17 protein-coding genes are annotated in these 19231 nt (G+C 69.2%); 14 read left to right on the forward strand and 3 right to left on the reverse strand.

Annotated elements, in window-relative coordinates:
* Positions 1 to 70 precede the first annotated feature (70 nt).
* Positions 71 to 802 carry an SDR family NAD(P)-dependent oxidoreductase gene (locus AC0KTA_RS11285; RefSeq protein WP_481054988.1) on the forward strand — a complete coding sequence of 244 codons (732 nt, stop codon included), beginning with the start codon at positions 71 to 73 and terminating at the stop codon, positions 800 to 802.
* Positions 803 to 959: 157 nt separating this feature from the next.
* On the forward strand, positions 960 to 1175 hold the full coding sequence (locus AC0KTA_RS11290) for a hypothetical protein (RefSeq protein ID WP_481054989.1): 216 nt from the start codon (positions 960 to 962) through the stop codon (positions 1173 to 1175).
* 12 nt (positions 1176 to 1187) lie between these two features.
* On the opposite strand, the gene AC0KTA_RS11295 is transcribed toward AC0KTA_RS11290, so the two are convergent.
* Positions 1188 to 1724: a dihydrofolate reductase family protein gene (locus AC0KTA_RS11295; RefSeq protein ID WP_093903461.1), complete on the reverse strand. Its 537-nt coding sequence runs from the start codon at positions 1722 to 1724 to the stop codon at positions 1188 to 1190.
* A gap of 424 nt (positions 1725 to 2148) precedes the next feature.
* Between AC0KTA_RS11295 and AC0KTA_RS11300 the strand changes: the two genes are divergently transcribed.
* From AC0KTA_RS11300 to AC0KTA_RS11310, 3 genes are read left to right on the forward strand one after another with little or no spacing between them, the layout of a single operon-like run.
* Positions 2149 to 2592, forward strand: coding sequence for a hypothetical protein (locus AC0KTA_RS11300; protein WP_481054990.1), 444 nt, complete (start codon positions 2149 to 2151; stop codon positions 2590 to 2592).
* Between the two features lie 9 nt (positions 2593 to 2601).
* Positions 2602 to 4422 carry an alpha/beta hydrolase gene (locus tag AC0KTA_RS11305; RefSeq protein WP_481054991.1) on the forward strand — a complete coding sequence of 607 codons (1821 nt, stop codon included), beginning with the start codon at positions 2602 to 2604 and terminating at the stop codon, positions 4420 to 4422.
* Positions 4423 to 4433: 11 nt separating this feature from the next.
* Positions 4434 to 4964, forward strand: coding sequence for a hypothetical protein (locus tag AC0KTA_RS11310; protein ID WP_481054992.1), 531 nt, complete (start codon positions 4434 to 4436; stop codon positions 4962 to 4964).
* Between the two features lie 44 nt (positions 4965 to 5008).
* Here the strand turns inward: AC0KTA_RS11310 and AC0KTA_RS11315 are convergent, their stop codons facing one another.
* Positions 5009 to 6418, reverse strand: a complete 1410-nt coding sequence (locus tag AC0KTA_RS11315) for a cation:dicarboxylate symporter family transporter (RefSeq protein WP_481054993.1) — start codon at positions 6416 to 6418, stop codon at positions 5009 to 5011.
* 176 nt (positions 6419 to 6594) lie between these two features.
* Here AC0KTA_RS11315 and AC0KTA_RS11320 point away from each other — a divergent pair, with 176 nt between their 5' ends.
* From AC0KTA_RS11320 to AC0KTA_RS11345, 6 genes are all read left to right on the forward strand, one after another.
* Positions 6595 to 8265, forward strand: coding sequence for a sensor histidine kinase (locus AC0KTA_RS11320; RefSeq protein ID WP_481054994.1), 1671 nt, complete (start codon positions 6595 to 6597; stop codon positions 8263 to 8265).
* The gene (locus AC0KTA_RS11325) at positions 8262 to 8948 is read left to right on the forward strand and encodes a response regulator (protein ID WP_481054995.1); all 687 of its coding nucleotides are present in this window, start codon (positions 8262 to 8264) and stop codon (positions 8946 to 8948) included. The genes AC0KTA_RS11320 and AC0KTA_RS11325 overlap by 4 nt, the downstream gene beginning before the upstream one ends.
* 118 nt (positions 8949 to 9066) lie before the next feature.
* Complete coding sequence (locus tag AC0KTA_RS11330) at positions 9067 to 10425, forward strand: extracellular solute-binding protein (protein WP_481054996.1); 1359 nt, start codon at positions 9067 to 9069, stop codon at positions 10423 to 10425.
* A gap of 119 nt (positions 10426 to 10544) precedes the next feature.
* Entirely contained in the window at positions 10545 to 11351 is an 807-nt protein-coding gene (locus tag AC0KTA_RS11335) for a carbohydrate ABC transporter permease (RefSeq protein ID WP_481056383.1), read from the forward strand.
* Positions 11352 to 12185: a carbohydrate ABC transporter permease gene (locus AC0KTA_RS11340; RefSeq protein WP_481054997.1), complete on the forward strand. Its 834-nt coding sequence runs from the start codon at positions 11352 to 11354 to the stop codon at positions 12183 to 12185.
* A 280-nt stretch (positions 12186 to 12465) separates the two neighbouring features.
* A complete protein-coding gene (locus tag AC0KTA_RS11345; RefSeq protein ID WP_481056384.1) occupies positions 12466 to 13095 on the forward strand; it encodes a helix-turn-helix domain-containing protein in 630 nt (209 codons plus the stop codon).
* 39 nt (positions 13096 to 13134) lie between these two features.
* Here the strand turns inward: AC0KTA_RS11345 and AC0KTA_RS11350 are convergent, their stop codons facing one another.
* Positions 13135 to 14160 carry an ATP-dependent 6-phosphofructokinase gene (locus AC0KTA_RS11350; protein ID WP_481054998.1) on the reverse strand — a complete coding sequence of 342 codons (1026 nt, stop codon included), beginning with the start codon at positions 14158 to 14160 and terminating at the stop codon, positions 13135 to 13137.
* 242 nt (positions 14161 to 14402) lie between these two features.
* Between AC0KTA_RS11350 and pta the strand changes: the two genes are divergently transcribed.
* The 3 genes from pta to pyk all read left to right on the forward strand — a co-directional run bounded on the left by pta (position 14403) and on the right by pyk (position 19206).
* Positions 14403 to 16493: a phosphate acetyltransferase gene (gene pta / locus AC0KTA_RS11355; protein ID WP_481054999.1), complete on the forward strand. Its 2091-nt coding sequence runs from the start codon at positions 14403 to 14405 to the stop codon at positions 16491 to 16493.
* Complete coding sequence (locus AC0KTA_RS11360) at positions 16490 to 17701, forward strand: acetate kinase (RefSeq protein ID WP_481055000.1); 1212 nt, start codon at positions 16490 to 16492, stop codon at positions 17699 to 17701. Before pta ends, AC0KTA_RS11360 begins: the two co-directional genes overlap by 4 nt.
* Positions 17702 to 17775: 74 nt before the next feature.
* A complete protein-coding gene (gene pyk / locus AC0KTA_RS11365) occupies positions 17776 to 19206 on the forward strand; it encodes a pyruvate kinase (protein ID WP_481055001.1) in 1431 nt (476 codons plus the stop codon).
* The last annotated feature ends 25 nt before the right edge of the window (positions 19207 to 19231 follow it).

Genomic DNA, 19231 nt, shown 5'->3' on the forward strand with positions numbered 1-19231 from the left:
GGAACGAGCGGCAATCAGCGACCGCTCTCTCCCCCGCAGCAACTCAACCCCTCCCACGAAAGGCACCGCCATGTCCGCACCCACGCGCAGGACCGCCGTCGTCATCGGAGCCGGGCCCGGCCTGGGCATGTCCATCGCGCATCGTTTCGGACGCGAGGGATACGCCGTGGCCCTGGTGTCGCGAACCGCCACCAGGCATGCCGCGTACGTCGCGTCCCTGGCCGCGGCCGGCATCGAAGCCGAAGCGTTCGTCGCCGACGTGCGCGACCGCGACCGGATCCTCTCCGTCCTCGACACCGTCGCCGAACGGTTCGGAAGCATCGACGTCGTCTACTACGGCCCCGGCTCGACCGATCCCAACGCGCATCCCAAGCCGATCGCCGAGACGGACACCGCGAGCGTCAGGGAGGCCATGAGCTGGGTCTATCCGGCCGTCGACGTGGTCGGCAAGGTGCTGCCCGGCATGGTGGAGCGCGGCACCGGCGGGCTGCTGTTCGCGGGCGGCCTGAGCGCCGTCAGGCCGATGCCCGCCCTGGGCAACCTGGCGGTCTCGTCGGCAGCCCTGCGCAACTACGCCCTGACCCTCAACGCCGGACTGGCCGAGCAGGGGATCTACGCCGGGGCCCTCGTCATCGGCGGCCTCATCGAACGCGGCGACATCCACCGGATGGTGACGTCCCAGCCGCAGCGCTTCGGCGACGTGGGCAACGCGACCCTCGACCCGGACGACATCGCCGCCACCGCCTGGAATCTCTACACCAAGCGCGACAGCCCCGAGACGGTGATCAGCGCTTTCGGCTGACGTCAGTCACTGAGTAGGTGTCACTTTGCCTGATCACCACCAGCTACCAGTACAGCTTTCCGACGTGGGCCCCGCCTACGCCGGCTGCAGGCTACTCGGGAGGATCTGGGTACGCGTGCCCAGGCGGTGCGCGGGACCGGCTGCCTAGCCTGCGAGCATGACCGTTGAGCAGATGGCCGGGCCGGGGGCACGGGGGGCGGCGCGGCCGCAGGTGCGGGGTACGGCGTCGCTGGTGCTGGGTGCGGCCGCACTCGCGATGGTCGTGTTCCCGCTGCTGGTGCAGGTCCAGGCGGCAACCGTGTCCGCACCGGCCAGTACGGGATCTGTGGGGAACCTGCCCCACGGGATGGGGGCCATGACAGCAGGCCAGTAGTTGCGACCGTGCCTACTTGCGCACGTGGAAGCGCAGCATGGTGACCCCGCCCGACTGGACGTTGCTGAACGGTTCCAGGTCGATCCGGTCGAGGCCCGGCGGCGCGAAGCGGACGCCGTCGCCGAGCAGCACCGGCAGCACGTACACCAGGATCTCGTCGACGAGGCCGCGCTGCAGGCACTGGGCGGCCACGTCGGCGCCGAGGATCTCCAGGTTCTTGTCGCCGGCGGCGCGGCGTGCCGTGGCCACGGCTTCCTCGATGTCGCAGGTGAGGAAGGTGACGTTGGGGTCCGGCTCGTCGGGCGGGCGGTGGGTGAGGACGAACTGCGCCCCGCCGTCGTAGTCGGTGTTCTCGTCGGACATGCGCTTGCCGACCTCGTACGTGCCCCGGCCGATGAGCATGGCGCCCGTGGCCGCCATGACCTCCGGGAACGTCGCCGACGTCATGTGCTCGAAGATCCAGTCCATCGTGTGGCCGGGACCGGCGATGAACCCATCGAGGGACATCACCCTGTTCACGACCACTTTGCCGGTGCTCGCATCCGTCATGCGTCTTCTCCAAGCAGGTGGAGGGCCGGGATCGCATCATAGGTCGGCGAGCAACATCTTCTCCGGCGGCAGCCACTCATGGGGCGCGGTGCCGTCGGGTTCGACCTGGCGGAGTTCGACTGGGGTGCGACGGAGCGGGAAAGTGCCCGCGCGAAGGACTTCGTGCTGCGTGCCACCGCACTCGCGGCGAGCGGACATCGCTGGAGCGAGCTGGGCAGCAGCTACCGCAAGCACTTCGTCGAGCACGCCGCCGCCCTCGGCATCACGGGACAGAACAACGGGAGGAAACGACCTCTACGGCCTCTGAGTACGCGTACTCAGAGGCCTTGGTGACTGAAACAGATCGGGCCCAAGTGCCCGACGCCGTACCGTACATGTCGATCACCACAAGGTTGCGTTGGCACATGAACGGGGAGGGGCCCGCATGGCGTGGGAGGAGTGGGAGCAGCTCAAGACCGAGGCTGCCGCGCGGCACAGCGAACGGATGCAACTGAACAAGGTCCCGTCCGAATCGGGCGGTGGCTTCGGCGACTTGGTGTCGAGCAAAGCGGCGTGGTCCAAGGCCGGCCACGATGTCCGCTCGTTCCGCGAGAGCATCGACAAGGCGCTGGGAAAGCTCTCCGACGGCCAGAACGGCCTGGGGGCGGACACAGGCTGCCGAACTGCCGCTGCCCAGAAGGAAGTTCACGACTCCTGGGAGCGCTACGTCAAAAGTGTGAGCCGCCGCTGCGGAAAGCTCGCGGGTCTGCTGGAAAAGGTCGGCAGCGACCAGCTGAAGACCGACGAAGCGATCATGGCCGAGATCGGCAACTTGAAGGTGGCGTACGGCGACACTCCCGCGATCGGCGGACAAGGCAAGGGGCGGTAGTCGGAAGCCATGGATCTTGCGACGCTCAAGGCCCTCAAGCCGAACGAGTACGCGGAGGCGGCCGACGGATACCGCCGCACATCCGACATGGCGAATGCGGCCCATGACCGCATCACGACTCAGATCGCCGTAGCCATGCGGAAGTCGTTGAGGGGCAAGGCCGCGACAGCAGCGGTCGGCCAACTGACGGAGCTGGGGAAGAACTTCCACTACGTCCAGACCGAGTGCGGTCTCGTCAGTGCGGCCCTTGAAGCCTTCTCGTACGAGATGGAAGCGGCGAAGAAGAGACTCGACGCAGCCCTGGCGGACGCCAAGGCCGCAGGCCTCACCGTGCACGCCGACGGCTCGGTCAGCTATCCGCCGGGCGGCGAGAAGAGCAAGGACGGCAAGACCCCTGAGGGCGGCACGGCCACCGGCCTGACGGACGACACCGCCTCCGCCGTCGGCCGTCAGGCCGCCAACTTCAACCCCAACCCCAAGGCCCGACTCGCCCAGGACTGCGCGGACATGATCGCCACGGCCCTCAAGGAGGCGACCGAGGCCGACACGAAGTGGGCCCCGAAGCTGCGGGCACTGAAGGCCGACGACGACCTGACCGTCAGCGACCGCGACTGGGCCGACGTGTCATCGGACACGAAGGGTGTGAAGGCGGCGGGCAAGGAGTACCTCGACTCGCTTCCGCAGCCGCCCAAGAAGGGCGACCCAAAAGCCAACGCGGAGTGGTGGAAGGGCCTCGACGCCGACGACCGGGCGGCGTGGATCTCCATGCGGCCGGATTCCGTGGGCAACCTGGACGGCCTGCCGTCCACGGTCCGGGACGAGGCGAACCGGATGGTTCTCGCCGAGGCACGTGGTGTCGCGCAGGTCGAATACGACACGTGGCTGAGGAGGAATCCGGAGCCCCCGCGGTACACGGACTACATCAACCCCATGACCGGGACCATCATGAAGGGCGTCAAAGTCGATAGCGTGGCATGGAAGGAATGGGACGAGGCCCGGAAGAGCGCCCACAAACCCATCGACGGCATGGACGCCATCCAGAATCGCTTCGACGAGACCGGCACGAAAGGACTGCCTGAGGCGTACCTACTGGGCTTCAGCACCGATGGGGACGGCCGCGCGATCGTCGCCAACGGAAATCCGGATACTGCGGACCATCAGGCGGTCTATGTGCCGGGCACGACAGCGGAGCTCGGGAAGGTCGAGGGGGACATCAACCGTGCGGCCAGTGTGTGGAAATCAGCCAACGGCAAAGCCGATGGCGAGTCCGTTTCCACCATCACCTGGCTCGGGTACGACGCACCTGACTCCGTCGCCAAGGACGCACCATTCGAGCACTACGCCTACGACGGCGCACCGGCGTTCAACCGCTTCTTGGACGGCCTTGAGGAATCACACACCGGCGATACAGCACCGCACCGCACCGTGTTCTCCCATTCGTACGGAACGACCCTTGTCGGTGCGGCGGCCCAGACGGGACATCTCAACGCCGATGACGTCATCTTCGCAGGCAGCCCCGGCGTCAAAGTGTCGGGCGCCGATGAGATGGACGTCCCCAAGGGGCATGTGTGGAACGAGGAAGCCGAGGGAGACGTGGTTCCAGACGTCGGCCGCTATGGACACGGTGGGGACGGCTTCATCATTCCCAGCGATCCGGGATTCGGAGCCAACCAGATGACCACGGACACCCAAGGCCACAGCGGCTACTGGGATGAGGGGTCGACAAGTCTGCTGAATCAGGCGCTGGTGGTGGCAGGCAAGGGTGATGAAGTGGACTTGAAGCCGCCGCCCAACCCATTGACGAGTGACGAAGTGAAGCGTTCGAAATAGGAGAACCAAACGTGAAGACCAGAACGCGCGCCTTCGTGCTCGCCGTACCCCTTGTACTCACGACTCTGACCGGATGCAGCATGACTGACGACAAAAGCTCTGGCGTCCCGTCCGCAGGCACAAGCACCTCGCGTGACGCCGCCGACAGGATGGAAAGAATCTCCAGCGGCATCTACGACCTGATCGGCGTGAAAGGAAAGGCGTCAGAGAACTTCCCGGGCGTCATGGACTGCTCGGGCAAGGACACGAAGACACACTTCCGCATCTTCCATCCATGGAGCTTCACCCCTGCCTCGGCGAGCGACCTCGACGAAGCGATGAAGCGACTCAAGAGGGAACTACCGAAGCACGGGTGGGAGATCGTCGAATACGGGCCGAACAACAGCAAGAACAAAAGCATCACCCTGACCGCCGACAACGACAAGAAGAAGGTCAGCGTAAAGATCATCAAAATGGCGAAGAACGACCCTCCGAAGCTGACCCTGGACCTCGTGTCCGGTTGCTACAAGGTCCCGGACGGCGAAGAGGTCGAGCGATTCTGAAACCTGGCCCCGGCCCCTCCGGGCCGGGGCCAGGGGCCAGGCGACTACACCTTCGCCGGTTCCTTCTCCAGCACCACCGGCTCCCCGTCGGAGCCCGGCACACGCACCGGCTCAGACGCAGAGTCATCGTCCAGCAGCGTCCGCTCGTCGAACGGCAGCTTCCCGTCGAGCACGAGGGCGACGCGTTCGCGGTCGACCTCCTTGGTCCACGTACCGATCAGGAGCGTCGCCACCGCGTTACCCGCGAAGTTCGTCAGCGCCCGCGCCTCGCTCATGAAGCGGTCGACGCCGATGATCAGGCCGACGCCGTCGACCAGGGCGGGCTTGTGCGACTGGAGGCCGCTGGCGAGGACCGCGATGCCCGAGCCGGAGACGCCCGCCGCGCCCTTGGACGCGATCATCATGAAGAGGAGCAGGGAGATCTGCTCGCCGACACCCAGCGGCTGGTCCATCGCGTCCGCGATGAACAGGGACGCCATCGTCAGGTAGATCATCGTGCCGTCGAGGTTGAAGGAGTAGCCGGTCGGCACGGTGATGCCGACGACGGGGCGGCTCACGCCCAGGTGCTCCATCTTCGCGATGAGGCGCGGCAGCGCCGACTCCGACGAGGACGTGGACACGATGAGCAGGAACTCGCGGCCCAGGTACTTGAGCAGCTTGAAGAGGTTCACTCCGGTCGCCAGGCGCAGCAGCGTGCCGAGCACCACCAGGATGAACAGGGCACAGGTGACGTAGAAGCCGATCATGATGGTGGCGAGGGCCTTCAGGGCGTCCGTACCGGTCTCGCCGATCACGGCCGCCATCGCGCCGAACGCGCCGAGCGGCGCCGCCCACATGATCATGCCGAGCACGCGGAAGACCAGCCGCTGGATGTGCTGCACCCCGCGGAGCACCGGCTCGCCCGTCTTGCCCATGGCCTGGAGGGCGAAGCCGACGAGCAGCGCGACGAGGAGGGTCTGGAGGACCTCGCCCGTGGTGAAGGCGGAGACGAGCGTCTTCGGGATGATGCCGAGTGTGAAGTCGACGAGGCCCTTGTCCGCCTCTTCGGCGGCGTCGTGGCCCGCGCCCTTCGCGGACTCGGTCAGGTCCATCCCGGAACCCGGGTGCAGGATGTTGCCGACGATCAGGCCGATGGCGAGGGCGACCACCGACATCGCCATGAAGTAGGCGAGCGCGAGCCCGCCGACCTTGCCGACCTTCGCGGCCTGCCGCACGGAGCCCACACCGAGCACGATCGTGCAGAAGATGATCGGCGAGATCATCATCTTGATCAGGTTCACGAAGCCGGTGCCGATCGGCTTGAGCTCCTTGGCGAAGTCCGGCGCGGCGAAGCCGACGGCGATGCCGATCAGTACGGCGACGATGACGGCGATGTAGAGGTAATGGGTCCGGTCCCGCTTCGCGGGCGGTGTGCCCGTACCGGCGGCGTCGGCCGCCGTCTGTCCCTGTGCCACGGGTGCCTCCTTGGGCTACGTACCTGCGTACGACTGGCGTCTGCGTCTGGCGTGTGCGTCTCGCTAGTCGTGCGGCTCACGTCCTGGCGATTCCGGGTGACTATCTCCCGGCCTGTGATAGCGGTCACCCTTACGTTCATTGAGTTCGCACACGGACGTAACGGCAGACTGGGACCATGCCCCAGGCCCCCCGCCCGCCCCGCCGACCCCGCGGCCCCCGCAGCCTCGCCGGTCAGCTCTTCGCGATGCAGGTGGTCCTGGTGGCGGTCGTGGTCGCGTGCTGCGCCCTGTTCACGTACCTGAGCGACCGGCATCAGGCGGAGGAGGCCGCGCGCCGCCAGGCCACGGCGGCGGCCCGCGCGGTGGCGGACGCGCCCTCGGTGCGGGAGGCGATCCGCGGTGACGATCCGTCCCGCAGTCTTCAGCCGTACGCGTCCGACGTGCAGCGGCACACCGGCGTCGCCTTCGTGACGATCATGGATCCGCGCGGCATCCGCTGGACCCACCCCGACCCGGACCGCATCGGCGAGCGCTTCCTCGGCCACACCGCGGAGGCCCTGCGCGGCCGGACCTTCACCGAGATCTACACCGGCACCCTCGGCCCGTCCGTGCGCGTGGTCACGCCCGTCTTCGACGGCGGGGACGACCGGCGCGGCGAGAACGGCCGCATCGTCGGCCTGGTCAGCGCCGGCATCACCATCGACGCGATCAGCGAGAAGGCGCGCGGCCAGCTCGTGGCGCTGCTCGGCGTCGCGGCGGGCGCCCTCGTGCTCGGCGCCGTGGGTACGTACGTGATCAACGCCCGGCTCCGCCGCAGCACGCACGGCATGAACGCCGCCGAGCTGAGCCGCATGCACGACTACCACGAGGCCGCGCTGCACGCCGTGCGCGAGGGGCTGCTCATGCTGGACGGGCGGCGGCGCGTCGCGCTCATCAACGACGGCGCGCGCGAGCTGCTCGGCGTGCCCGAGGGCGTCGTCGGCCGGTACGTCACCGACCTCGGGCTGCCCGCGCCGCTCACCGGCGCGCTGCTCGACGCCGAGCCGCGGGTGGACGAGGTGCATCTGACGGCCGACCGCGTGCTCGTCGTGAACACCTCGCCGGTGTCCGGCGGCGACCGCAAGGGCACCGTCGTCACCCTGCGCGACCACACCGAACTCCAGTCCCTGGCAGGCGAGTTGAACTCCGAGCGCGGCTTCACCCGGGCGCTGCGCTCGCAGGCCCACGAGGCCGCGAACCGGCTGCACACCGTCGTCTCCCTGATCGAGCTCGGCCGCGCGGACGAGGCGGTGGAGTTCGCCACCGCCGAGCTGGAGCTGGCGCAGGCCCTGACCGACCGGGTCGTCGCCGCCGTCAACGAACCCGTCCTCGCCGCCCTGCTCCTCGGCAAGGCCGCCCAGGCCAACGAGCACGGCGTGGAGCTGGTCGTCTCCGCCGACACCAGCATCGACGACGGCATGCTGCCCGCCGGCCTGCCGCCGCGCGACCTGGTCACCATCCTCGGCAACCTCGTCGACAACGCCGTGGACGCCGCCCAGGGCTCCCCGGCGGCCCGGGTCACGGTGACGGCCCGCGCGGAGTCCGGCGGCCTGCTCCTGCGCGTCACGGACACCGGCCCGGGCGTGGACCCCGCCCAACGCGAGTCGGTCTTCCAGCACGGCTGGAGCACCAAGGCCCCCTCGGGCCGCGGCCTCGGCCTCTCCCTGGTCCACCAGACGGTGACGCGGCACGGGGGCACCTTGACCTTGACGGAACCGGCGGGGGGCGGGGCAGAGTTCACGGCGAACCTGCCCCTGGAAGCCGTACCGGCCGTGGGCGTCCGTACAGAAGATGGGGCCGGCAGATGACCAAGGCAAACATCAAGGTCCTGGTCGTCGAAGACGACCCCGTTGCCGCGGACGCCCACGTCCTCTACGTCAACAGAGTCCCCGGCTTCGAGGCGACAGCCACGGCTCACACCGCCGCGGAAGCCCGCCGCGCCCTGGACAGAACCCCCGTCGACCTGATCCTCCTGGACCTGAACCTCCCCGACGGCCACGGCCTGGCCCTGGCCCGCACCCTGCGCGCCGCGGGCCACCGCGCGGACGTCATCGCGGTGACGTCGGCCCGCGACCTGGCGGTGGTCCGCGAGGGCGTCTCCCTCGGCGTGGTCCAGTACGTACTGAAACCCTTCACCTTCGCGACGCTCCGCGACCGCCTCACCCGCTACGCGGAATTCCGCACCGCCGCGGGCGAGGCGGCGGGCCAGGACGAGGTCGACCGCGCCCTGGCCACCCTCCGCTCCCCCGCCCCCGCCGCCCTGCCCAAAGGGCTCAGCGGCCCCACCCTGGAGCGGGTGACCCGCACGCTCCAGGACGCCGCGCCCGACGGCCTCACCGCCGCGGCGACGGCGGACACCACGGGCCTGTCCCGGATCACGGCCCGCCGCTACCTGGAGCACCTGGTGACCACGGGCCACGCGGCCCGCAGCCCGCAGTACGGCCACGTGGGCCGCCCGGAACTGATCTACCGCTGGCTGCCGCCGGCCTAGCCGACGCGAGCCGTTGCAAGGGCATTGACCTTGGTCCGAGCGCGCGCTTACGTTCACCGCACCGGCAGCCGCCGCATGCGGTGGCGCAGCCGCGTCGGACCGTAGGAGGTCGTGCCCCGTGCGCCCCACCGCTCCCGCCCCTCTGCTCCTGGCAGCCGTGCTCGCCGCCTCCGCTCTCACCGCGTGCGGCGGCGGCTCCGGTGACGACCCGGACACCGTGAAGGTGTCGTACAAGCAGTCCATGGACAACCAGATCAGGGTCATGGACAACTACCTGGAGTCGATGAAGAAGCAGTTCGAGAAGGCGAATCCCGGCAAGAAGGTGAAGCTGGTGCCGATCAAGGCACCGGACGCGGAGTACTACACGAAGGTGCAGCAGATGCTGCGCTCCCCGAAGACCGCGCCGGACCTGGTCTACGAGGACACCTTCCTCATCAACTCCGACATCACCAGCGGGTACTTGAAGCCGCTCGACCCCTATCTGAACAAGTGGAAGGAGTGGCCGAAGTTCATCGGCACGGCCAAGGCGGCTTCGAAGGCGGAGGACGGCAAGACGTACGGCGTGCCGGACGGCACGGACACGCGCGGGCTGTGGTTCGACCGGGACATCTTCAAGAAGGCGGGCCTGCCGCAGGACTGGCAGCCGAAGAACTGGGACGACCTTCTGGAGGCGGCCCGCACCATCAAGAAGAAGGTGCCGGGCGTCGTCCCGCTGAACGTCTACACGGGCAAGCCGGGCGGTGAGACCTCGGCCATGCAGGGCCTGGAGATGCTGCTGTACGGCACGGGCGAGAACCCGCTGTACGACCCGAAGGCGAAGAAGTGGGTGGTGGGCAGCCAGGGCTTCAAGGACTCCCTGAAGTTCGTGGAGACCGTCTACAAGGAGAAGCTCGGCCCGGACGTCGAGGACGCCCTGGACCCGAACATGGCCACGCGGGTGCGCGGCGACTTCATGCCCAAGGGCAAGCTCGGCATCAACCTCGACGGGTCCTGGCTGCCGCAGGACTGGCTGCCGGGCTCGGGGCACGAATGGCCCGAGTGGCCGAAGGAGTTGGGGCTCGCCGCGATGCCCACGCAGCACGGACAGGCGCCCGGCAAGGTGAGCATGTCCGGCGGCTGGACCTGGGCCATCCCGTCGAAGGCGGGCAACCCCGACCTGGCGTTCAAGTTCATCGAGACGATGCAGACGAAGGAGAACGCGAAGAAGTGGTACGTCGCCAACTCCGGCATCTCGGTGCGCGAGGACGTCGCCAAGGACCCGGAGTACGTGAAGGCGCAGCCCGGCATCAAGTTCTTCACCGACCTGGTCGCCTCGACGCACTACCGCCCCGCCTACCCCGCGTACCCGAAGGTCTCCACGGCGATGCAGGAGGCGATGGAGCAGGTCACGACGGGGGACGGCTCGGTGGACAAGGCGGCGGGCGGCTATGACGACGAGGTCAAGTCGGCCACCGACGGCAAGGTGATCGAGAAGTGAAGGCTCCGTCGGCTCGTTCAGCGGGCCGGACGGAGCCAGGCCCACGAAGGCCCCCGGGCCACCGGCGGCTCGCCCGCTCGCTGGCCCGGGCCCTGCCGGTGTCGCCCGCCGTCGTCCTGATGCTCCTCTTCCTCGCGGGCCCGATCGGCTACTGCGCGTACATCGCCTTCACCGACCTCCAGTTGACCGGCCAGGCGCACGAGTCCTTCGTGGGCTTCGAGAACTTCCGTACGGCCTTCGGCGACGAGGACTTCATCAACGCGGTCTGGCTGACGCTCGTCTTCACGTTCCTGTCGTCGATCGTCGGGCAGAACACGCTGGGCCTGGCCCTGGCGAGCCTGATGCAGCGCGCGTCGAAGCCGGTCCGGACGATCACGGGCGCCGTCGTGGTCGCGGCGTGGGTGATCCCGGAGGTGGTGGCGGGCTTCCTGCTGTACGCCTTCTTCCGCCGCGACGGCACCCTCAACGAGGTCCTGGACTTCCTCCAACTGCCGTCCCAGAACTGGCTGTACACGCTGCCGATCCTCGCGGTGTCGTTCGCGAACGTGTGGCGCGGCACCGCCTTCTCGATGCTGGTGTACTCCGCCGCCCTGAACGAGATCCCCAAGGAGATCACCGAGGCCGCCGAGGTGGACGGCGCGAGCGGCTGGCGCCGCATGTGGCACATCACGCTCCCGATGATCCGCCGCTCCATCGGCACCAACCTGATGCTCAACACCCTCCAGACCCTGTCGGTCTTCGGCCTGATCTGGGTGATGACGCGCGGCGGCCCGGGCAATCGCAGCCAGACCCTCCCTCTGTTCATGTACGAACAGGCCTTCCAGAAGAGCATGATCGGCTACGGCACGGCGGTGGCCCTGCTCCTGCTCCTGGTCGGATCCCTGTTCTCGCTCGTCTACATGCGCCTGCTGCGCACGGAGGTCTGAGTGTCGTCCGCTCGCCGTACGAGAAGCCGCAAACTGGCCGCGGACATCGGCCTGCTCGCGGTCGCCGCGGCCTTCGCGGTGCCGCTCGCCTGGGTGCTCCTGTCCGCCATCGACCCCAAGGCCGACGTGAGCGTGAAGGCTCCGGACGGCTTCACGCTCGACAACTTCGACGCGGTCCTGACCGACGAGATCGCGTTCACGCCGATGCTCAACAGTCTGCTGCTGTGCGGCGGCGGCACCCTGCTGACCGTGGTGGGCGCGGCCCTCGCGGCGTATCCGCTCTCCCGCTACAAGTCCCGCCTGAACCGCCCGTTCATGCTCACGATCCTGTTCGCGACCAGCCTGCCCATCACGGCGATCATGGTTCCGGTGTACGCGCTGTTCGTGCGCGTCGACCTCATCGACACGATGCAGGGCACGATCTTCTTCTTCGCCGCCTCCCAACTCCCGTTCGCCATCTGGCTGATGAAGAACTTCATGGACGGCGTCCCCAAGGAACTGGAGGAGGCCGCCTGGACGGACGGCGCCTCGTCCTTCCAGTCCCTGATCCGCATCGTCCTTCCCCTGATGGGCCCGGGCGTGGCCGTCGTGACGGTCTTCTCCTTCGTCATGATGTGGGGCAACTTCTTCGTCCCCTTCATGCTGCTCCTGTCCCCCGACCAGATGCCGGCGGCGGTGAGCATCAACGACTTCTTCGGCAGCAAGGGCGCCATCGTGTACGGGCAGTTGGCGGCGTTCTCGATGATCTACTCGACGCCGGTGATCCTTTTGTACGTGCTGATCGCGCGGCGGCTGGGCGGGGGGTTCGCGCTGGGCGGGGCGGTCAAGGGCTGATCCGCGCGGGGCGGTGCGGGGTGCGAAAGCCCGTCCGGCGATTGAGGACGAGCGCGCAGCGCGATAGGCGCGGACCCAGGCAGAGGGCGCCCCGCCGACAGGGCGTACAGAAGCACGCAGAGGGCGCCCCGCCAGCCGTAGCTTCGTACGAGCTGCAACCCTGTGTGAACAAACCGTAGTCGCCGCCGCCGCGTGCCCATACCGTGTGCCCGTGCAACCGAGCCAGCCCACGCCTCCGTTCAACTTCCCCGCAGCGCGCCGTCTCCGTGAAGCACTGGGGATGGCGCCGGGCCACGTCGCGTACGGAATGCGGGCGAGCTACGGGCTCGCCCACATCACTCCGGACCACATCATGGCGTGGGAGCGCGGTCTCGCGTCGCCGACGTCCGCCGAACTGGCCGCGCTCGCCGCGACGTTGTGGTGCTCGCCGGGCGAGCTCATGGGCGCCGCCACGACGCTGCGCGAGCACCGCCTGGCCCGCGGCCTCGCCCCGGAGGACGTGGCGCGCGGGGCGGGCGTGGAGATCCAGGCGTATCTGCGCATGGAGGAGACCAACGAGTGGCGCGGCACCGACCGCCAGTCCGCGGCCCTGGCGCGCACGCTCCGCCTGCCCCTGCCCGACTTCGTCACGGTGACGGGCCGCGCGGACGATCTCGCCGAACTCCTGCGCAGCGCGGTGACGACCCGCTGGCAGGGCTACGTACGCCCGGTCAGCAAGCTCCTCGCCGTGGAGAAACGGGACATCGAGGGCCCGCTGCGCAAGCTGCACGACGAGTACCAGGCACGCATGGTGCGCACCCTGAGCTGGGGCGGCGGCGCGAGCGCGGACGCGTCGGGGCACGCGGGCCGCGACTTCCTGGACCGCATCCTGGACCACTTCTGGCCGACGGTGCCGGACCTCACGGGCTGACGGCCCGGCCCTGATCGGGTTCTAGAAGACGATCGGGTTCTAGAAGACCGACTCCGCTTCGTCCATCCGGTCCTTCGGGACCGTCTTCAGCTCGGTGACCGCCTCCGCCAGCGGCACCATCACGACGTCCGTGCCCCGCAGCGCCGTCATGTTGCCGAAGTCCCCGCGGTGCGCGGCCTCCACGGCGTGCCAGCCGAAGCGGGTGGCGAGGACCCGGTCGTACGCCGTCGGCGTGCCCCCGCGCTGGACGTGGCCGAGGATGACCGGCTTGGCCTCCTTGCCGAGGCGGCTCTCCAGCTCGAAGGCGAGGGCCGTGCCGATGCCCTGGAAGCGCTCGTGGCCGAACTGGTCGATGGCGCCCACGCCGTAGTTCATGGTGCCCTCGGCGGGGTGCGCGCCCTCGGCGACGCAGATGACGGCGAACTTCTTGCCGCGCGCGAACCGCTCCTCGACCAGCTTGACCAGGTCGGCCGGGTCGAAGGGCCGCTCGGGCAGGCAGATGGCGTGGGCGCCGCCGGCCATGCCGGACTCCAGGGCGATCCAGCCGGCGTGCCGGCCCATGACCTCGACGACCATGACGCGCTGGTGGGACTCGGCGGTGGTCTTCAGGCGGTCCATCGCCTCGGTGGCGACGCCGACGGCCGTGTCGAAGCCGAAGGTGCGGTCCGTGGACGAGATGTCGTTGTCGATGGTCTTCGGGACGCCGACGACCGGGACGCCCGCGTCCGACAGCATCTTCGCCGCCGTCAGTGTGCCCTCGCCGCCGATCGGGATGAGCGCGTCGAAGCCGCTCTTCTCGATCAGTTCCTTGGCGTTGTCGCAGGCCGCGCGGAAGCGGGCGCGCTCCAGGCGGGACGAGCCGAGGATCGTTCCGCCGCGGGCCAGGATGCCGCTGACCGCGTTCAGGTCCAGGGTGCGGTAGCGGCCGTCGAGCAGGCCCGCGTACCCGTCCTCGAAGCCGATGACCTCGTCGCCGTAGTTCGTGACCGCTCGGTGCACGACCGACCGGATCACTGCGTTGAGGCCCGGGCAGTCGCCGCCCGCGGTGAGAATTCCGATACGCATCGCGCTGAGTCTCCTGCTCGCTGCTGTTCCTTGTGAGCCGATCCGATTGTTCCACGGCCCCGGGAGGGCCGCCGTCTTTCGTCCGGCCTGCGACGTAGCCAGCCGCAGAGGTATTGTCAAGAGGGCACAGCCAACAATATCGGGTGTTTTTCCGGCCATGCCGGTGCCGTCACCTGCGGCGATGCCCTGCCCCGCGGGCAGCCACCATCAGCGACGTAGAGACGTAGAAACGGAGAGCACGCGTGACGCGCAGCGTGTACGTGACCGGGATCGACCGGGGCGACGGCCGCCAGGTCGTCGAGCTGGGAGTCATGGAGCTCCTGACCCGTCAGGTCGACCGCGTGGGCGTCTTCCGTCCGCTCGTCCACGACGGACCCGACCGCCTCTTCGAGCTGCTGCGCGCCCGCTACCGACTCGCGCAGGACCCGGCGTCCGTGTACGGCATGGACTACCACGAGGCGTCCGCGCTGCAGGCCGAGAAGGGCACCGACGAGCTGGTCTCCCAGCTCGTCGACCGTTTTCACGCCGTCGCGCGCGAGTACGACGTGGTCCTGGTCCTCGGCACCGACTTCGCCGCCACCCAGCTCCCGGACGAGCTGTCGCTGAACGCCCGGCTCGCGAACGAGTTCGGCGCCTTGGTGCTGCCCGTGGTCGGCGGCAAGAACCAGACCGCCGAGTCGGTGCGCGCCGAGACCCGCAACGCCTTCCGCGCGTACGAGTCCCTCGGCTGCGACGTCCTCGCGATGGTCACCAACCGCGTGGCCCCGGCCGACCGCGACGCGATACACGAGCGCCTGGCGGCCCGCCTCCCGGTGCCCTGCTACGTGCTCCCCGACGAGGCCGCCCTGTCCGCGCCGACCGTCGCGCAGATCACGCACGCCCTCGGCGGCAAGGTGCTGCTCGGCGACGACTCGGGCCTGGCCCGCGACGCCCTCGACTTCGTCTTCGGCGGCGCCATGCTGCCGAACTTCCTGAACGCCCTGACCCCGGGCTGCATGGTCGTGACCCCCGGCGACCGCGCCGACCTGGTCGTGGGCGCGCTGGCCGCGCACAGCGCCGGCACCCCGCCCCTCGCGGGCATCCTGCTGACCCTGAACGAGCAGCCGGGCCCGGAGATCCTGCGCCTGGCCGACCGGCTCGCGCCCGGCACGCCCGTGGTCGCCGTGGCCGGCGGCTCCTTCCCGACGGCTCAGGAGCTCTTCGCCCTGGAGGGCAAGCTGAACGCGGCGACGCCGCGCAAGGCGGAGACCGCGCTCGGCCTCTTCGAGCGGTACACGGACACCGCCGACCTCCTCAAGCGCCTCTCGGTCTCCGGCAGCGACCGGCTCACGCCGATGATGTTCGAGCACAAGCTCCTGGAGCGGGCCCGCGCCGACCGCCGCCGCGTCGTGCTGCCCGAAGGCACCGAGGAGCGCGTCCTGCGCGCCGCCGACGTGCTGCTGCGCCGCGGCGTGTGCGACCTGACGCTGCTCGGCCCGGCGGAGACCATCCGCAAGAAGGCCGCCGACCTCGGCGTCGACCTCGCGGACTCGCAGATCGTCGACCCGGCCGTCTCCGAGCTGCGCCAGGGCTTCGCCGAGGAGTACGCGCGCCTGCGCGCCCACAAGGGCGTGACGGTGGAGCTGGCGTACGACGTGGTGGCGGACGTGAACTACTTCGGCACGCTGATGGTGCAGCGCGGCCTGGCCGACGGCATGGTGTCGGGCTCGGTGCACTCCACCGCCGCCACCATCCGCCCCGCCTTCGAGATCATCAAGACGAAGCCGGACGCGTCGATCGTGTCGTCCGTCTTCTTCATGTGCCTGGCCGACAAGGTCCTCGTGTACGGCGACTGCGCGGTCAACCCGGACCCGAACGCCGAGCAGCTCGCGGACATCGCCGTCCAGTCGGCCGCCACGGCCGGGCAGTTCGGCGTCGAGCCGCGCATCGCGATGCTGTCGTACTCGACCGGTACGTCCGGCTCGGGCGCCGACGTCGACAAGGTCCGCGAGGCCACCGAGCTGGTCCGCACCCAGCGCCCGGACCTGAAGATCGAGGGCCCGATCCAGTACGACGCCGCGGTCGAGCCGTCCGTCGCGGCCACCAAGCTGCCGGGCTCCGACGTCGCGGGCCAGGCCAGCGTGCTGATCTTCCCGGACCTGAACACCGGCAACAACACCTACAAGGCCGTGCAGCGCTCGGCCGGCGCGATCGCCGTCGGCCCGGTCCTGCAGGGCCTGCGCAAGCCCGTGAACGACCTGTCCCGCGGCGCGCTCGTCCAGGACATCGTCAACACGGTCGCCATCACGGCGATCCAGTCCCAGTCCCCCACCGAGAAGGCCCCCACCTCGTGAGCTCGACCCGTGTCCTCGTCCTCAACTCCGGCTCCTCGTCGGTGAAGTACCAACTGCTGGACATGGCGGACAGCAGCCGCCTCGCGATGGGCCTCGTCGAGCGCATCGGCGAGGAGACCTCCCGGATCAAGCACACCCCGCTGACGGGCGGCGGCGCCGAGCGCGAGCGCACCGGCCCGATCGCCGACCACGAGGCCGCGCTGAAGGCCGTCGCCGAGGAGCTGGCCGCCGACGGGCTCGGCCTGGACTCGCCGGAGCTGGCCGCGATCGGCCACCGCGTCGTGCACGGTGGCAAGCACTTCACCGAGCCGACCGTCATCGACGACGCCGTGCTCGCCGAGATCGAGCGGCTCATCCCGGTGGCCCCGCTGCACAACCCGGCCAACCTGACCGGCATCCGTACGGCTCAGGCGCTGCGGCCCGACCTGCCCCAGGTCGCCGTCTTCGACACCGCCTTCCACACGACGATGCCGGAGGCGGCCGCGCGCTACGCGATCGACGTGGCCACCGCCGACGAGCACCGCGTGCGGCGGTACGGCTTCCACGGCACCTCGCACGCGTACGTGTCGCGGGCGACCGCGAAGCTGCTCGGCAAGGCGCCCGAGGACGTGAACGTCATCGTGCTGCACCTCGGCAACGGGGCGTCGGCCTCCGCCGTGCGGGGCGGCAAGTGCGTGGACACTTCCATGGGGCTGACGCCTTTGGAGGGGCTCGTGATGGGTACGCGGTCGGGAGACCTGGATCCGGCCGTCATCTTCCATCTGGCGCGCGTCGGCGGCCTTTCCATCGACGAGATCGACACGCTTCTCAACAAAAAGAGCGGCCTTGTCGGCCTCTGCGGCGACAACGACATGCGGGAGATCCGCCGCCGGATCGACGAAGGCGACGCACAGGCACAACTGGCCTTCGACATCTACATTCACCGCCTGAAGAAGTACATCGGCGCCTACTACGCGGTGCTCGGCCGGGTGGACGCCATCGCCTTCACGGCGGGCGTCGGCGAGAACGCGGCGCCGGTGCGCGAGGCCGCCGTGGCGGGCCTGGAGGAGCTGGGCCTCGCGGTCGACGGCGGGCTCAACGGCGTACGAAGCGACGAGCCGCGGCTGATCTCGCCGGAGTACGCACGGGTCAAGGTCGCCGTCGTGCCGACCGACGAAGAACTGGAAATCGCGACGCAGACTTATGCACTGGCCGGAAAGAACAGCTGAGCGCCGGCTCGCCCATTTGTAGATTCCACCAGACGGAATATTCCGTAGCGAAACAAACCGATAGGATCGCCCCCATGCGCCGTTCCAAAATCGTCTGCACGCTGGGCCCCGCCGTCGACACCGAAGAGCAGCTCGTCTCGCTGATCGAGGCCGGCATGAATGTGGCCCGCTTCAACTTCAGCCACGGCACGCACGCCGAGCACCAGGGCCGGTACGACCGCGTCCGGGCCGCGGCGGAGCGCACGGGCCGCGCGGTCGGTGTCCTCGCCGACCTGCAGGGCCCGAAGATCCGTCTGGAGACCTTCGCCGAGGGGCCCGTCGAGCTGGTGCGCGGTGACGAGTTCACCATCACCACCGAGGACGTGCCCGGCGACAAGTCGATCTGCGGCACCACCTACAAGGGCCTGCCCGGCGACGTGACCAAGGGCGACCCGGTCCTCATCAACGACGGCAACGTCGAGCTGAAGGTCACCGAGGTCGAGGGCCCGCGCGTCAAGACGATCGTCATCGAGGGCGGCGTCATCTCGGACCACAAGGGCATCAACCTGCCCGGCGCGGCCGTGAACGTCCCCGCCCTGTCCGAGAAGGACATCGAGGACCTGCGCTTCGCGCTGAAGATGGGCTGCGACCTGGTGGCGCTGTCCTTCGTGCGGGACGCGAACGACGTCAAGGACGTCCACAAGGTGATGGACGAGGAGGGCCGCCGCGTCCCCGTTATCGCCAAGGTGGAGAAGCCGCAGGCGGTGGCGAACATGGAGGCCGTCGTGGCGGCCTTCGACGGCGTGATGGTCGCCCGCGGCGACCTGGCCGTCGAGTATCCCCTCGAGAAGGTCCCGATGGTGCAGAAGCGCCTCGTGGAGATGTGCCGCCGCAACGCCAAGCCGGTGATCGTCGCGACCCAGATGATGGAGTCGATGATCACCAACTCCCGCCCCACGCGCGCCGAGGCGTCCGACGTCGCCAACGCGATCCTGGACGGCGCGGACGCGGTGATGCTGTCGGCCGAGTCGAGCGTGGGCGCGTACCCCATCGAGACGGTCAAGACCATGTCGAAGATCGTCACCGCCGCCGAGGGCGAGCTGCTCTCCAAGGGCCTGCAGCCGCTGGTGCCCGGCAAGAAGCCGCGCACGCAGGGCGGTTCGGTGGCCCGCGCGGCCTGCGAGATCGCCGACTTCCTCGACGGCAAGGCCCTTGTCGCCTTCACCAAGTCCGGCGACACGGCCCGCCGTCTTTCCCGCTACCGCGCGGCGCAGCCGATCCTGGCCTTCACCACGGACGCGAGCACCCGCAACCAACTCGCCCTGAGCTGGGGCGTGGAGACCTACGTCGTGCCGCACGTGGACAACACGGACGCCATGGTCGAGCTGGTCGACGCCGAGGTCCTCAGGCTCCAGCGCTACAACGACGGCGACACGATGGTCATCACCGCGGGCTCGCCCCCCGGCATCCCCGGCACCACCAACATGGTCCGGGTCCACCACCTGGGCGGCGGCGACCGCGACTGATCCGGTTCGGTCCCCGGCTCCGTAC

It is taken from the genome of Streptomyces sp. Y309, from assembly GCF_056712025.1.